At 40.6% G+C, this 15,744-nt stretch carries 17 protein-coding genes; 5 read left to right on the forward strand and 12 right to left on the reverse strand.

The annotated features are described in order from the left end of the window. Window positions 1-314: 314 nt before the first annotated feature. From selD to nspC, 4 genes are all read right to left on the reverse strand, one after another. Window positions 315-1,340 carry a selenide, water dikinase SelD gene (gene selD / locus OFO00_RS05820; protein WP_270865261.1) on the reverse strand — a complete coding sequence of 342 codons (1,026 nt, stop codon included), beginning with the start codon at window positions 1,338-1,340 and terminating at the stop codon, window positions 315-317. Then, the gene (gene yedF / locus OFO00_RS05825; protein ID WP_270865262.1) at window positions 1,337-1,933 is read right to left on the reverse strand and encodes a sulfurtransferase-like selenium metabolism protein YedF; all 597 of its coding nucleotides are present in this window, start codon (window positions 1,931-1,933) and stop codon (window positions 1,337-1,339) included. The genes selD and yedF overlap by 4 nt, the downstream gene beginning before the upstream one ends. A gap of 64 nt (window positions 1,934-1,997) precedes the next feature. Further along, complete coding sequence (locus tag OFO00_RS05830; RefSeq protein ID WP_270865263.1) at window positions 1,998-2,951, reverse strand: formate dehydrogenase subunit gamma; 954 nt, start codon at window positions 2,949-2,951, stop codon at window positions 1,998-2,000. Between the two features lie 68 nt (window positions 2,952-3,019). Beyond that, a complete protein-coding gene (gene nspC, locus OFO00_RS05835) occupies window positions 3,020-4,177 on the reverse strand; it encodes a carboxynorspermidine decarboxylase (protein ID WP_270865264.1) in 1,158 nt (385 codons plus the stop codon). A gap of 86 nt (window positions 4,178-4,263) precedes the next feature. Between nspC and OFO00_RS05840 the strand changes: the two genes are divergently transcribed. Next, window positions 4,264-4,485, forward strand: coding sequence for a MoaD/ThiS family protein (locus OFO00_RS05840; RefSeq protein ID WP_270865265.1), 222 nt, complete (start codon window positions 4,264-4,266; stop codon window positions 4,483-4,485). A gap of 1 nt (window position 4,486) precedes the next feature. After that, window positions 4,487-4,939 carry a molybdopterin synthase catalytic subunit gene (locus tag OFO00_RS05845; protein WP_270865266.1) on the forward strand — a complete coding sequence of 151 codons (453 nt, stop codon included), beginning with the start codon at window positions 4,487-4,489 and terminating at the stop codon, window positions 4,937-4,939. 35 nt (window positions 4,940-4,974) lie between these two features. On the opposite strand, the gene OFO00_RS05850 is transcribed toward OFO00_RS05845, so the two are convergent. From OFO00_RS05850 to OFO00_RS05880, 7 genes are all read right to left on the reverse strand, one after another. Then, complete coding sequence (locus OFO00_RS05850; RefSeq protein WP_270865267.1) at window positions 4,975-5,460, reverse strand: hypothetical protein; 486 nt, start codon at window positions 5,458-5,460, stop codon at window positions 4,975-4,977. Window positions 5,461-5,526: 66 nt separating this feature from the next. Next, window positions 5,527-7,326, reverse strand: a complete 1,800-nt coding sequence (locus OFO00_RS05855) for a hypothetical protein (protein WP_270865268.1) — start codon at window positions 7,324-7,326, stop codon at window positions 5,527-5,529. Between the two features lie 68 nt (window positions 7,327-7,394). Next, complete coding sequence (locus OFO00_RS05860) at window positions 7,395-8,030, reverse strand: protein-L-isoaspartate(D-aspartate) O-methyltransferase (RefSeq protein WP_270865269.1); 636 nt, start codon at window positions 8,028-8,030, stop codon at window positions 7,395-7,397. A gap of 36 nt (window positions 8,031-8,066) precedes the next feature. Continuing rightward, complete coding sequence (locus OFO00_RS05865; RefSeq protein WP_270862616.1) at window positions 8,067-9,089, reverse strand: ribonucleotide-diphosphate reductase subunit beta; 1,023 nt, start codon at window positions 9,087-9,089, stop codon at window positions 8,067-8,069. Between the two features lie 50 nt (window positions 9,090-9,139). Continuing rightward, complete coding sequence (locus OFO00_RS05870; protein ID WP_270865270.1) at window positions 9,140-9,820, reverse strand: anaerobic ribonucleoside-triphosphate reductase activating protein; 681 nt, start codon at window positions 9,818-9,820, stop codon at window positions 9,140-9,142. A gap of 57 nt (window positions 9,821-9,877) precedes the next feature. Beyond that, complete coding sequence (gene nrdD, locus OFO00_RS05875) at window positions 9,878-10,042, reverse strand: anaerobic ribonucleoside-triphosphate reductase (protein WP_270858139.1); 165 nt, start codon at window positions 10,040-10,042, stop codon at window positions 9,878-9,880. 35 nt (window positions 10,043-10,077) lie between these two features. Continuing rightward, complete coding sequence (locus OFO00_RS05880; protein WP_270862615.1) at window positions 10,078-12,177, reverse strand: ribonucleoside triphosphate reductase; 2,100 nt, start codon at window positions 12,175-12,177, stop codon at window positions 10,078-10,080. Between the two features lie 159 nt (window positions 12,178-12,336). Between OFO00_RS05880 and OFO00_RS05885 the strand changes: the two genes are divergently transcribed. From OFO00_RS05885 to OFO00_RS05895, 3 genes are all read left to right on the forward strand, one after another. Next, window positions 12,337-12,870 (forward strand): hypothetical protein, encoded by a 534-nt coding sequence (locus tag OFO00_RS05885; protein ID WP_270865271.1) that lies wholly within the window; start codon window positions 12,337-12,339, stop codon window positions 12,868-12,870. A gap of 65 nt (window positions 12,871-12,935) precedes the next feature. After that, window positions 12,936-13,148 (forward strand): 30S ribosomal protein S21, encoded by a 213-nt coding sequence (gene rpsU / locus OFO00_RS05890; RefSeq protein WP_270858142.1) that lies wholly within the window; start codon window positions 12,936-12,938, stop codon window positions 13,146-13,148. Between the two features lie 135 nt (window positions 13,149-13,283). Next, window positions 13,284-14,648 carry a sodium-dependent transporter gene (locus tag OFO00_RS05895; RefSeq protein ID WP_270865272.1) on the forward strand — a complete coding sequence of 455 codons (1,365 nt, stop codon included), beginning with the start codon at window positions 13,284-13,286 and terminating at the stop codon, window positions 14,646-14,648. Between the two features lie 384 nt (window positions 14,649-15,032). On the opposite strand, the gene OFO00_RS05900 is transcribed toward OFO00_RS05895, so the two are convergent. Continuing rightward, window positions 15,033-15,602 carry a tetratricopeptide repeat protein gene (locus tag OFO00_RS05900; RefSeq protein WP_270865273.1) on the reverse strand — a complete coding sequence of 190 codons (570 nt, stop codon included), beginning with the start codon at window positions 15,600-15,602 and terminating at the stop codon, window positions 15,033-15,035. Window positions 15,603-15,744: the final 142 nt, after the last annotated feature.

The following is a 15,744-nucleotide window of genomic DNA, read 5'->3' on the forward strand; positions in this document are numbered from 1 at the left end:
ACTCTCCATAAAAAATGTATCAAAGATAAAAAGAAACTTTTTATCTTTTAAATTCAATTTATGAAGTTTTTAATCTAAAAACTTAATTGTTTGTAACTTTTAAATTTGACAATTTAAATAAATTGTCCCCAGCTCAATCGATCACTTGTTTAGATTTCAAAGATTGACTAAAAGATAGTTTTTGACAATAATAAATAAAATAACACGCATTGGAAAATAACAGAAGTTAGATTTCAAAAACGGAAAGTGGATTATATTCAAGGGTTGCTTAAAAAGAGATTAAAACTGGAAAAAATTTTTTGAAATTTTGAAATTTAATCTTTAATCAAAATTTTATTTTCTGCCCGTTTTACGACGCGACCCACGATAGCGGCACTTTCGTATCCTGCATTTTTTAAATTTTGCACCGCCCTAGCGACATCTTTTTCACTTATAGCGAGCAAAAGCCCGCCACTAGTTTGCGCATCGGATAAAATCACTTGCGCTTCTTTATCGCAAAACGGAGCGATAAATTTCAAATTTCTATAACTTCCGCCAGGGATTAGCCCCTCATCTAGGCACTTTTGCACGCTTGCAAAAAGCGGAATTTCGCGCACGAAAATTTCAAAGCTAATGTTTTCATTTATCATTTCTAGCGCGTGTCCTAAAAGCCCAAAGCCAGTAATATCGGTCGCAGCGTGTATTTCTAGCCCACTAAGCGCACCCAGAGCGTATGAATTTAGCCTAATCATACTCTCGATTGCGTCGCGAAATTCAGCAAATTTTAAAAATTTCGCCTTCATCGCCGTTGAGATTACGCCAGTGCCAATAGATTTTGTCAGCACGAGCAAATCCCCTTCACGCGCAGTATTATTCGACCAAAATTTCCCCGGCTCAACCACGCCAGTAGCGCTTAATCCATAATAAATTTCTTTCGTTTTTATCGTGTGTCCGCCCACTAGCACGCCACCGCACTCGCTGATTTTGCTCTTGCCCCCAGCCAAAATTTCTTGCAAAATTTCATCACCAAAATGACAATCATCAAATCCAACGATATTTAGAGCATTTATCACTTTTGCGCCCATTGCAAAGATGTCGCTGAGCGAATTTGCCGCGGCGATTTGACCGAAAATGTATGGATCATCGACAATCGGCGTGATGAAATCAAGCGTCTGCACGAGCGCCAAATTTTCGCTTATGCGAAAGACGCTTGCGTCCTCGTTGCTATCGATCGATGATAGTAAATTTGCATCGGGCGTGATTATGCTTCCAAGATTTTTCGTTAGACCCGCCGGGTCTAGCTTGGCTGCTCAACCCGCTGCGCTGATAAATTTCGTAAGGTTAAAATCACGATAAATCATAATTTTATAGCTTCGTATTTTGATAAAATTTCCATAATCTCATAAGCGTTTGAAATTTCGCCAAGGGCTAGGTCGCCGACTAATTTATAGCTTTCCAAACAGCTTCCGCAGCTTAGTATTTCCACGCCCGCCTCGCTTAAATTTTTTAACGCTTCAAAGCTTGGGTGAGCGCGATTGGTGGTGATAAATACGGCGTTATTTACGCAAATGATTTTGGCTGGTTTTTGCTCTAAATTTAATAACGCGCCCAAAAATTTAGCCAAAAGCGCCTTGCCGACTGCGCCAGAACCGCAACTTTCTTCGTTTAAAAACACTACCTTTGGCTTAGCGAAATTTGGCATATCGCAAAAAATATCGTCCAAACTCTCATCTTTTAGCTCATCGGTTTTGGTAAGCGAAATCGTGGCTTCACTGCCATTTTCGCTGATTTGCGCCTCAAATCCGTTTTTTTGCAAAAATCGTTTTATGTTTTCTTTGGGCGCGATATCATTAACCAAAATTTCCAAATTTTCGCCGATTTTTAGCGAATTTATGGCTTTTTTGGTAAGCAAAAGTGGCTCGGGGCACGATAAATTTCGACAATCTAGTTGCAAATTAAATCCTTTAAAAAATATCTTTGACACGCAAAGCTAGCGAGGAAAAATCCTCGCTCAAATTTTATAAACGAGGATATTTTTCCTCAAACTGCGATTTCGCCACGCTTCCTTTATCCAAAAGCTCGCGATACCAGTAGTGGTGGAGCACATAAACTTCTTCTTCTGGTTTGTGTCCATCAATCATAGAGTGGATTGCTCCGCTGATCGCAAACACAGCCATATAAATATGCACACACAAAAACACAGCACAAACTGCACCAAGCACATTATGCACGATGACACTAGCACGCAAAACTTCGATTTGGCTCACGCCACCCATTGCGCCATTTACAACAGGGGCATTAAAATCCAGAAAATACATAGCTGCGCCAGTAGCTATCATAACCATACCACCAAGTGTAGCGACCCAAAACCACGATTTTTGTCCAGCGTTAAATTTGCCAGCAGGGATTGTGCGTTTGTTTTTGCTCAAATATCCACCTACAATAAGCATCCATTTAATATCATAAAATCTAGGAAGCATACGCCAAAACCATGATAAAAACATCGGAATTACAGCAATTGCAAAAGCTATGGTAGCAATACCATGAGCGTTTTTACATAATCTCACAAAAGTTCCACCACCAAAACTCTCACCAAACATCATAATCAGTCCAGTTGGAACCAAAATCACCCACGAAATTGCTGCAATAAAATGAAATCCACGCTCAAATAAACTAAAAGCATAAACTGGCTTACCAGCGTGATGATCAAAGTGTTTTGCGCCTACAATCAAATAATGTCCAACAAACGCCACCAAAACACCAAGCACAGCCCCAAAAGCTAGCCATGCAAAAAATCCTGAACTTTGTAATTGCACAAAAAGCGGTGCTAGGCCGTCTTCGTATAAATTTATGTTTTCTAGTCGGGCTTTCCCCCACACATTATTCCCACTAGTTTGCACAACCTGTGCATATGGTCGGTCCTCGGCATACGCGCCCAAACAGGCGCAAAGCACACAAAAGAACTTCTTCATATATTTCCTTGACACAAAAATTTAGGGATTATAGCGTTTTAAGCCAAATTATGGCTTAGAAAATTTTATTAGTTTCTTCGCCTAAATTCCTCATAACCAAACTCTATCATATCCTCGACATTTCCGCTCTCATCTACCATTATTAAATTTGGCAATTTTATACCGTTAAAGGTCGTGTTTTTGACTATCGTGTAGTGAATTTGGTCTTCAAATATCACCCTATCGCCGATTTGTAAAGGTTTGTCAAATTTATACTCTGGCTCACCTGCTTCCAAGCCTACAATATCGCCAGCTAGGCAGGTATTTCCACCGAAACGATAGACGAATTTGCCCTCTTTGCTCTCATTACGCACCGCAGGACGATATGGCATAAGCACGGTATCTGGCATGTGCGCCTCAGCCGAAGTATCCAAAATCGCGATGTTTGCGTCGTTTTCAACGATATCAAGCACGCTAGCGACTAGATATCCGCACTCCCAGCCCACAGCCTCGCCCGGCTCTAAAAATACCTCCACGCCGTATTTTTCGCGGAATTTTTTGATTAAGCTAATTAGCAATTCGACATTGTATCCCTCGCGCGTGATATGGTGTCCGCCACCGAAATTTAGCCATTTAATCACACCAAAATATTTGCTAAATTTCGCCTCAAACGCCTCTAAAACGCGCTCTAAATTCTCCGCACCCTCCTCGCAAAGTGCATGAAAATGAAATCCACTAATCCCCTCTAAAAACCCGCTCTCTTCGCTAATAGCGCGGTTTAGTGCGTCCAGTGTCATACCCAAACGGCTAAATTTACCGCACGGATTGTAAGCGTCTTTGGGTGCAAAAGAAGTTTGCGGATTTAGGCGAAGCCCGCATTGCACGCCCGCACTCATCGCCTGCGCGCGGTATTTTCGCCACTGAGAGGCACTATTGAAAACCACATGATCGCTAAGGGATAAAATTTCAGCCATATCGCACTCTTTAAAAGCTGGCGAGTATGTATGCACCTGCGCGCCCGCTCCAAGCATTTGCCTAGCAAATTTCGCCTCGTGCAAGCCGCTGCAAGTAGCCCCTGAGAGGTATTTTTGCACCAAAGGCATGCCAAGGCTAAACGCAAAACCCTTTAACGCACACAAAACCACTACCCCACTTCGCTCGCCAACGCTTTGCAAAAGGGCTAAATTTGCCCGCAATTTCGATTTTTCGCACACATACGCTGGGGTTTGAATTTCATCAATTTTCATAAAAATCCTTTTGTAAAATTTTTTAATTATATAAAATTTTATAAAATTTTGGCTAAAATCGCCGAATTTTAAATCAAAGGAAAGATATGGTAGAAGTGGAATTTTTAGGTCCAATCGGCAAGGAGCCGATGAAATTTGACGCCAAAACACTTAGCGAAGTAAAAGAGATTTTAAGCAAAGATAGCTCGCTAAAAGAGTGGCTATCTAGCTGCGCCGTGGCGGTAAATGACAAAATGGTCTATGAGCTAAATACCGCGCTTGAAGACGGCGATAAAATCAGCCTTTTGCCACCGGTTTGTGGGGGCTGAGATGAAGTTTGCTGGCAATTTTTCTTTGCACGATGGCGCGCTTGATATCCCTGCGATTTCGAATTCATGGTATGAGCATTACAAAGGCGCAAACTGCGGTGCGCTGATTACTTTTATCGGCATTGTGCGCGATGAAGACGGCATTAGCGGACTTAGTTTTGATATATACGAGCCGATTTTGCGCTCGTGGTTTCAATCGTGGCAAACAAAGGCGCAACAATCTGGCGCGCAGGTCTTTTTCGCGCACTCAAAAGGCGATGTGAGCGTGCATGAAAGCTCGTATATCGCGGGCGTGCTAAGCCCACAACGCAAGGTCGCACTTGCTTTGATAAACGATTTTGTCGAGGATTTTAAGGCAAATGCGCCGATTTGGAAATACGATTTGATAAAGGGTGAGCGAATTTACGCTGCTTCTCGCTCGCAAAAACTACGCGGCGCAGGTATTTTGGGGTGAAATTTACAAATTTCACTCTTTGACATAACGCAAATTTACCTACTATTGACTACACTCCAATACGCAAGCAACGAAAACAGCACACATAAAACATAGGCAAAATAATTCGTCCCACCTTTTTTAACCAAAATTTCATCATCTTGCATTTCTAGAAATTTTAAAAATCTTTTGCAAACTAAATATCTACCAAACACACCACACAATACAGATGTACCTGTGGCAATCGCTCTATCCGCTCTTGTATCTAAATCTGGGAAAATAATATTAATCAAAAAATTACAAACAAAAATAACTCCTGCTAACCAGTAAATTTTTCGATAAACCAAAAAGAAAATATTCCCAAAAAATCCCCACCAGCTAAAAACATTAGCAAATTCCAATTTTTCGCCCTTCCCTGCTACGAAAAAATTTTCACAATCTTTTGCATAAAGTTCGACCTTACTTGGCGTTTTTATATATAATGCAAGTTTTTCTCTGAGTAATTTTGGGTCGTTAAATACTTCCTTTGCATAATCCGTCATAAATTTCCTTTTAAAAATTTGATAAAATTTTCGCCGAATTTATAATAAATTCGGCGAGAGTGTAAGTTAAAATTTAAACACATCTTTTGCAGATGAAATTTGTTTTGCCATTGCAATATCGATTTTTTGGTAACCGCATTTAAAAATCGGCTCCAAAACCTCGGTAAAAAAGGCGTTTAAGCCCTCTTGGGTAATCTGCTCATTGCTAGCATACCTTGCTAACCCCATGAAAATACCATGACCGATTTCGTTGCCAAAGCGTGCTTCCTTGCCCATGAAATCGTTTAGCGCGTGGCACACAGCCACTGTGGCTTTGGCGTTAGCGACATGGTTGTCGTTTAAAAAGTCTTCGAGCACGCCATAATCGCACTCGCATTTGATCCAGCGAAATGCTTTCGCGCTGGACGGGGAAATTTGAGTGTCATTGACATTTGCTGCGCAGATGATAAAGAGGTTTTTTGGCACGGCGAAATAGGATTTATTGTCTTTGACGATCACGCTGAATTTTTCCATTTCCGCCTCATCGAGAGTGTCGATGAAGTGCGAGTTTTTGGTGCGGATGATAGAGAGTGGGTCGTTTTCGTCGTATCTGCGCTCCAAAAGCGCAATGCTCTCGCCAAAAATTTCATCGAAATTTCCGCTATCAATGGAATCGATTATCAAATAATACTCGCCTTTTGGATCTTTTAGTGCCTTTTTGCAAAGTGCCTTAAATTCGCCATTTACTAGCTTACCAGCCACGAAACCATCGATAAAATCGCTATATGAGAAGCTCTCGTGGAAGCTAAGGTAGCAAAAATGGCTTGGGGCAAGCTTTTTATCCTTGATTAATGCGCGAATTCTTCTAGTTTTTCCAGAGCCAATTGCGCCGAAAAATATCGTATTTTTGGCGACTTCTTCGCTTTTGTAATTTTGCAAATACTCGAAAAATAGCGAAGCATAGACTGGTTTGGCGTTATATGGAGCTTGGGCAGGGTATGGTTCGAACTCGCTCATAAATTTCGCGCTAGCCTCGTAAAAATCGGAGAAATTCTCGATTTGCATGGTGTAGAGCGAATTTAGCAAATTCACGCTTTCATTTGTGTATAAAAATGTCGGAAGCTCGTCGTTAGCCTGAGTGAAAATACTAGCTAGCAAGTAGAGTTTTTCTGGGCTTGCCTGCTCTAAGTCCGCGCCCGCACCCACGCCTAAATTCAGCGAACCCTCGTCGCCTAAATAATGCTCTAATAAGAAAAAATTGTCCGCCTTCATCGTGGCTTTTAAAAACTCAATTACGACAAAAGGCTGATTATGCAAGCAAATATCAAAAAATTCGCTGGCTAAATTCGCATCGATGCTGATAAATAGCCTATACATCGTGTCGTAAAAATTTATGATTTTTTGCTTAAATTCGTTTCGTTGAAGGCGTTCTTGCGTCGCCATATTGAAATTTTTGATTATATTTTCTATGAAAATGTAGAGTGAGACGACATCTTTATCCTCACCGCTAAGCACGCTCTCGACGCTAGTCGCGGCTGTTTTTGGGAAAAGGTCTTTTTTGGCTGCAATGCGATCTTTGAAAACAAAATCGTAATAAAACGCACCGATATTCGCGTCAAAAAACTGCTCCATAAAAAAATACTCAGCATGCGGGAATTTCTCACCGAAGCTTAAAATTTTGTCGCTTCTTAAATTTCCGTCGCTGAAATTTATGTATAAATTCGACAAAAAATCGCTCTCAAAATCATCGAAACTATTTAAATTGTGCTTTAAAGTTTGCAAATATTTTGAAATGGCTAGGTGTTTTTTGACCCAATACTGGTTTTTGCTATGATTTTTCCAATCGCTAGCAAGCGCGGTAATTTGCTCTTTTGTGAAATCTTGCATGGACTTTTCCTTTTAAGATAAATAAAACCTCGCAAGATACCTAAATTTAAATAAATAATAAATAAAACTTATTGTATGCCCGAGATTAGCGGGACAAATTCGCACGCACCCAAATTTTCTTGGCTTATCTCGCTAGGCGAAATTTTATGAAATTTAATGATATATTGCGCTCCGCCCTCACTCATGGGAGCGACCAAAATACCGCCGATTTTAAGCTGAGCGAAGAGTTTGTCGCCAATTTTGGACGCGCAGGCTGAGAGCAGTATCCTATCATAAGGCGCAAACTCGCGCCAGCCCACATTGCCGTCATCGTGGCGGAGATTTATGTTGCGAATACCCAAATTTGCGAAGTGTTTTTTCGCCTCGCCCACTAGCCTCTCCACGCGCTCCACGGCAAAAACCCTACGCACCATATATGCCAAAATCGCAGACTGATACCCGCTCCCGCAGCCGATTTCTAGGATATTTTCTACGCTCTCATCAATGTCGAGCGCCATACTCATTCTAGCCACAGTTAGCGGAGAGCTAATCCACTGAGACGCCAAAATTGGTTGCGCATTTAAGCTAAACGCATGCGCGCTAAATGGGGCAAACTCGCTACGAGATACGCTTTTTAATGCGTCATAAAGCGCTGGCGAAATAGCGATTTTATCAGCGATTTCTTCCGCCATTTTTTCGCAACGAAGTTTTTCTAAACTATCCAAAATTTCTCTCCATAATGCAAATTTAGCACCAAAATTTTAGAAGTCATCGAAACTCAAACTTCCTTTTGAGTAGTTTGTAACCTTACTTTCGAAGAAATTTGACTTTTGATCGTTAAATTTAGAGAAATCATCGACCCATTTTATCGGGTGAGAGGCACCGTATTTTTTCTCTAAACCAATCGCAAGCAATCGTTGATCGACTAGGTAGTGTATGTATTCTTCGATGATATCGTCTGTAAAGCCCATGATTTGGTTATCTGTGATGTATTTGCCCCATTTGATTTCCAAATTTCCAGCTGTTTCAAACATCTCGTAAATTTTACTGATATTTTTCTCGTGGAAAAGGTCAGGTCGTTCCTTGCGCACGGAGTTTATCATGTTTTGGAAAAGTAGTAGGTGCGTGATTTCATCTCTTTGGATAAATCTAATCATCTGCGCTGAGCCAAGCATTTTGCCAGCGCGCGCCAAGGCATAAATCGAAGTAAATCCGCTGTAAAAATAAATGCCCTCTAAAATTTGATTCGCAACCATTGCTAACAGCAGTTTATCGTCCGTAACCTCGCCTGCTAGCTCCTCATACACGCTCGAAATATAGGCGTTTTTCTCGCGCAAAACATCATCGTGCTTTTCCATTTCATAAATCAAATCGGTATTTTCGCAAATCGCCTCGACCATTACCGCGTAACTTTTGCTGTGATTTGCCTCTTCGTAAGCTTGGCGAGCTAGCACAGCGTTGATTTCAGGAGCTGTTATATAAGGATTTATGTTATCGGCTAGATTATTTGTCTGGAAGCTATCCATAGAGATTAGCTGGCTCCATACCAAATCATACATGCGTTTTTCGGCGGTTGTGAGATTGAAGTTATAATCCCTCACATCGTCAGTCGTATCGACCTCTTTTGGAAACCAAGTATTTGCCTCCATAATGTCCCAGAGTTTGAGCGCCCATTGGTATTTTGCCTTGGTGAAATTTAGTATTCCGTGCGGATTGCCGTTAAAGACCTTGCGATTGGTGAGAGTTTCGTCTGAAAAGGGGTTGTAGATTTTTTTTCTATCCATAATTTTGCCTTTTTTTTGAAATTTAACTTGCAATTCTAGCAAAATACAAATTAGAAATTTCTAAGAGAGATTTTTAGAGGCGAGATTATCTTAGAGGGGTCGAAATTTTGCTTTGGCGCGCCAAGACCGCCCAAATTTTCGCCAGTATCAAGGAAATTTTGCAAAAAATACTCGCCCGTGTATCCTCGCTCGCACAAAATTTGCGCCATTTGCGAAATGTCGCTTTCGCTTAAAAGATCGCTATGCACGGTCGTGCGCACTTCAAAAGCAAAATTTGTGGATAATAAAAATTTCAAAGTTTGAAGGAAATTTTCGTAGAAATTTGATTTTGTGATAAAACTAAATTTAGCCTCATGCGCCTTAAAATCAAGCGAGATGAAATCGACTAAGCCCAAATTTACGGCGTTTTGTATGATTTGTGGATTTGAGCCGTTTGTGTCGATTTTGACCTCAAAACCCAAATTTTTCGTTTTTTGCAAAATTTGCATAAATCCCCTAGCACAGGTGCATTCGCCCCCGCTAAACACCACGGCTTCTAGCTTGCCTACGCGCGAGCGCAAAAACGCAAATAGCTCATCTTCGCTGATTTTGCCCTCGCCACGCACGACGCTCGGGTTGTAGCAATACCGGCATCGCATATTACACCCCGCAAACCACACAATAGCCGAAAGCCGCTCAGGGAAATCTGTCATCGTAAATGGCGTGATATGGTAAATTTGAGAATTTTGCATAATTGTGAATTTTAAAATTTAGCCAAATTTAAACACGCTAAATTTGGCTAAATTTGACTATTTTTCTTCGAATTTTACCTTATTTTCGTCGAAAAACACTCTCTCTTTGTGTTCGCCCTTTTTGCCTACATTGAAGCTCTCCACAGGGCGCAAATACCCCATTACACGGGTATAAACTACACATTTTGTGCGTTTTTTTTCTAACTCTTTTGGGAATTCCATTTTTTGCTCCTTATTTAAATTTCAAATTTCAAATTTCAAGCACCCTTGCTCTCATACTCCGCCATTAACTCAGCGTCGCATTTTGGGCAGTATTCATGCTCGCCTGCGATATATCCATGCTTCGTGCAGACGCTAAATACAGGCGAAATCGTAATGTATGGGAGTTTGTAGTTGCTAATGACATTTTTAATAAATTTCTTGCACGCTGTGCCTGAACTAATGCGCTCTTTCATATACAAATGAAGCACCGTGCCCCCTGTGTAGCTACTTTGTAGCTCGTCTTGCATATCCAGTGCCGCGAACGGATCGTCGCTAAAACTTGCTGGGACTTGGGTAGAGTTTGTATAGTAGATATTTTCGCCAAAGCCCGCTTGTATGATATCTGGGTAGCGTTTTTTATCTTCCTTAGCAAATCGATATGTAGTCCCCTCTGCTGGGGTTGCTTCGAGGTTGTATAGATTTCCTGTGTTTTCTTGGAAAAGGCGAATTTTATGGCGCAAATACTCGATCAATTCTAGCGCAAATTCACGGCCAAATTTGGTCGTAATGTCTTCTTTATCATCTGTGAAATTTCTAATCATTTCGTTTGCGCCGTTAATGCCAATGGTGCTAAAATGGTTGTTAAAGCCCGGCAAATAGCGCTTAGTGTATGGATACAACCCGCGTTCGAACATCTCTTTTACAAACACACGCTTTTTCTCCAAAGTGCTTTTTGCTAACTGCAAAAGCGTTTCAAGCCTAGCGTAAAGCGCCTCTTTATCACCCTTGTAAAGGTATCCAAGGCGGGCTAAATTTATCGTTACCACGCCGATACTTCCAGTCATCTCAGCACTACCAAAAAGCCCGCCACCGCGCTTTAAAAGCTCTCTTAAATCTAGTTGCAATCTGCAACACATCGAGCGAACTGCGCCTGGTTTGTAGGCTTTGGGGTTTTCGACTTTGTTGCCGTTTTCGTCCGTGATATACTGGCTTCCGACGAAATTTTGAAAATAGCTTGATCCGATTTTGGCTGTGTTTTCAAACACTGCATTTGCCGCGTCGCTGTCCCAGTCGAAATCCTGAGTGATATTTACGGTAGGAATCGGGAAGGTAAATGGCTGACCGCATTTATCGCCCGCTGTCAAAACCTCGTAAAATGCGATAACAATGCGTCTCATCTCTGGCTCAAAATCGCCGTAAGTAAGCTCGATAAGTGAGTTTTTGCCACGCTCTTTTGCCCTTTGCAACAGCTCCTCATCATCGATTCCCTCAAAAAGGTGGTGTTGGTTTGAGGTAGGGATTTGCGCCTTTAAATCCTCTGGGCAGGTCATATCAATCGTAACATTTGTAAATGGGCTCTGACCCCAGCGCGCTGGGACATTTAGGTTATAAACGAAGCTTGTGATTGCCTTTTTGATCTCTTTGTCGCTTAATTTATCCTTAAAAACATAAGGGGCAAGATAGGTATCGAAGCTAGAAAACGCCTGCGCTCCCGCCCACTCACTTTGCAAAATTCCTAAGAAATTCGCCATTTGATGAAGCGCCTCTCTAAAATGCTTCGGAGCCTTGCTCTCTACGCGGCCCCTAACGCCGTTAAATCCCTCATCGAGCAATACTCTTAGGCTCCAACCAGCGCAGTATGCGGTTAGGCAGTCTAAATCGTGGATATGATAATCGCCGTTTCTGTGCGCAGCGCCTTCTTCGCGCGAATACACCTTGTCTAGCCAGTAGTTTGCGATGACCTTACCAGCGGTGTTGTTGATTAATCCTGCGTTTGAATAGCTTGTGTTTGAGTTGGCTAAAATTCGCCAATCTGATTTGCCGATATATTCATTGACGGTTTGGGTGCAGTTTATGTAGGTGGTGTCTTCTTCTAGCCCATAGACATGCTCTCTTTGCATTTTGTGCGTGTGGCGATAGATCATAAAGCTTTTTAAAACATCGAAATTTCCGCTTTCAAACAGCTTTTTTTCTATTATGTCTTGGACATCTTCGACGCTTAGGCTATCTTTGAAAACAATCGTTTTTAGGACATTTTCGAAGACTTTTTCATCAAAATTTGCGCCCACACTCTCATAGGCTTTTTTGATAGCGTCTTTTATTTTGTAATCTTTGAATTCTTGAAAACTACCATCTCTTTTAATAATTTTTATCATTAATTCCCCCTAAAAAAGAAACGCGAAAGTATAGCAAGATATAGTTAAAAATAGTTAAAATAGTTAAAATTTATTGAATTTTGTAGTTTGAAAAACAAAGTTAAATTTAACCAAGGCTTAGTATAATTGCGGATAAAATTTATTTTGTAGGACGAATTTATGAAGGGTTTGAAATTTGCGATTTTAGCTGTTTTTATAGCTATATTTTTGGGTGGCTGTATCGCTAAAAAATCCCCAACTAGCGCGCAAAGTAGCAGTAGCGAGCAAAATTTAAAAAGCGCTAAAATTTCAGAAGCTACGCTTAAAAAGCTAGCGAGCGATAGCACAAAAAAGCTCCTTGCTTCTAAAAAAATTTCAAAGCAAAAAAACCGCTTCGCAATCGTGGGAATTAGCGAAATTTCATGCGAAAAAAAATGCGATTTCAACACCGATTTTTTGAGAAAAAAACTCAAAGTTGGCCTGATACACTCGGGCAAAGTCGTAGTTATCGACGCGCCTAGCTCTGATGAGCTAGTTTTTAGCAACGACGGGCTTAAAAAATCCAACGCCTCGCACGCAAATTCGATTTATTCGCCAGATTTCCTTCTGCTTCCTAGCGTCAAATTTAGTGGCGAGAAAAATGGTATTTTCGAGGTTTCGCTAAAAGACGCGGAGAAAAAAAGCGAAATTTGGAGTTATAAAAACAAATTTTAATGCCAAATTTAAGCTTATTTTAGCTAAAATCACAGTTTAATTTTTTTCGAAAGGTGGTGAGGAGCGTGCCAGGAGTTAAGGTACATCCGAACGAATCATTTGATGAAGCTTACAGACGCTTCAAAAAACAGACAGATCGTAACCTTATCGTTACAGAAGTTCGTGCTAGAAAGTATTTCGAGCCTATGACTGAGATCCGCAAAAAACAAAAAATTGCGGCTCGCAAAAAAATGCTTAAAAGACTTTACACACTTCGCAGATACGAATCTCGTTTGTAATTCTCGGGCGAATTTCGCCCGAATTTCTCTCTTAAATTTTCGCTTAACCGAATTTTAAATCTTAATCAAAATTTAAATTAATTAAATTTTAAATTTGCTATAATCCCTGAATTTTTTCGCAAAAAGGAAACCATAATGAGCAAAAATAAAATTTTTTCATCTCGTTGGGCTTTTATTTTAGCCTGTGTCGGCTCGGCTGTGGGCATGGCCAATGTCTGGGGCTTCCCGTATAAACTCGGTGCCAACGGCGGTGGCGCGTTTTTACTCATTTACATTTTTTTCATCGCACTTTTTGCCTATGTCGCACTCTCAGCCGAATACGCTATCGGCAGACGGGCCAAAACAGGCACTCTTGGCTCTTATGAGCTTGCGTGGAAATCGCGAAATTTAGGCGTCATTGGCAAAATTTTAGGCTGGCTTCCACTAGCGGGGTCGATGTGTATCGCTATCGGATACGCTGTCATCATTGCTTATGTGCTAAAAGCCCTATTTCAGGCGCTTAATGGCTCTCTTATGAGCGTGGATACATCGACTTGGTTTGGCTCGTTTGCCTTCACGCCATATTCTGTGGTGCCATTTCACTTCATCATCGTTGCTGGCACGCTTTTTAGCATATTTTTGGGCGCGAAAAGTATCGAGCGCACAAACAAAATCATGATGCCACTATTTTTCGTGCTTTTTGCCATTTTGGCGGTGCGCGTGGCACTTTTAGACGGAGCTGGGGCTGGGTATAAATTTATGTTTAGCGCGGATTGGAGCAAGCTAAGCGATGCCAATGTCTGGATCACAGCCATGGGACAAGCGCTCTTTTCGCTCTCTATCACGGGCTCAGGAATGCTCGTATATGGCGCGTATTTGCACAAAGACGAGGATATCGTCGATGCGGCGAAAAAAACCGCATTTTTCGACACAATCGCTGCTTTTGTGGCGGCCTTGGTGATGATACCTGCGCTTTTTGCTTACGGCGAGGACCAAACAGCGGGCCCTGGACTGCTTTTCGTAACACTGCCAAAAATTTTGCAAGACATGCCGGGTGGCGGAATTTTTGCGATTATTTTATTTACGGCGGTGATTTTTGGCGGAATTTCATCTTTGCAAAATATGTTCGAGGCCGTAACGGAGTCGCTTTTGCATAAATTTCCAAGCTTAAATAGAGCTTTGGTTTTGGTGATTTTGTGTGTGGTCTGCTTCGGAATCGGCGTAAATATGGAGACAATCGCGCCAAGCGACACAAACCCAGCGACCACATTTTACGAAGTTCATCTGCACAACTGGGGTCCGTGGATGGATCTAGTATCTATCTATATAATCCCAATCGGCGCGGTTTTGGGCGCTATTTCGTGGTTTTGGATTTTGCGCAAGAACGAGCTTTTGGACGAAATCAACACAGGCTCGGCTAAAACATACTCAAACGCCTGGTATTATATCGGCAAATTTATCTATGTGCCAATCGTGCTTGTTTTGTGCGGTATCGCATTGATAAACAAAGTCGCGTTTTAGGTAAAATTTGAAAATTTAGCGCAAATTTTGCGCTAAATTTCGCTATCGCAAATTTCATATACTGCGCCCGAAATTTTTTAAATTTTGTTTTTACAATACAGTGGCGAAATTTTGCATAATTTGTCATTGCGAGGAGTGCAAAGCACGACGAAGCAATCTAGGGAAATTTAAAAGAATTTTAAAATTTGGAATTTATCACAATTGCAAAATTTAAAATTTGATTAAAAAACTAAAATTTTAGCAATGTCTAAATTTTACTGGATTGCTTCGCTTTCTGCGAAAGCTCGCAATGACACTTGCAGGCGAAATTTGGGATTTATGGTTGGCAATAATGCCACCCTACGGGGCTGTGGGACTAGAAGGCTCCGATAAAATTCCAAGAATTTACTCACACAATGATTCAAACCCTAAATCACAAGATTTTTTATAATATTTTTTGGCAATTTCCAAATTTTGTTCTTTATCTCTGTAATAATCGCCAAGATATTTACAAGCAACAAAGAAATTTAAATCACAAGATTTCTCAAAATATGAATTTGCTAAGCTCATATTCTTTTCTACGCCTTTGCCACCACCGTAAAGCACTCCAAGACCGCAATAGCATACCCCAAGTCCGTCTTTAAATTCACAAGTTTTATCGATATATTCTTTTGCTTTTTGAAAATTTGGCTCGATTTTTTCATCTATAAGTATCATTGCAAGATTATAACAAGCCATATAATCACCATTTTCACATAATTTTTGGTTTATATTTTGTGTTTTTTTGTAATATTCTTTTGCTTTTTGTGGATTTTCGTTTTCGCCACGACTATAAAAATAAAGATTTCCAAGTTGATGACACGCAATAGCTTCGTTATTATTGCATTTTATATCGAGCTCTTTTAATATCTTTTGATACTCGTTTGCAAAAGCAAAAATCCCAAAAAAGACAAACAAAAAACAAATTTTTTTCATTTTTACAAATTCCTATAATTAATTTTTTATTATTTCAAAATTATACAACCTAAATTCTTTATTTAGATACCGCATGGTTGGTATTTTTACCACCAAAAGTAGCTATGAAATTTTGAATTTCGCAGAATTTTGCCATTTACTC

Source organism: Campylobacter sp. VBCF_04 NA7 (genome assembly GCF_027737405.1).
Classification (GTDB): domain Bacteria; phylum Campylobacterota; class Campylobacteria; order Campylobacterales; family Campylobacteraceae; genus Campylobacter_B.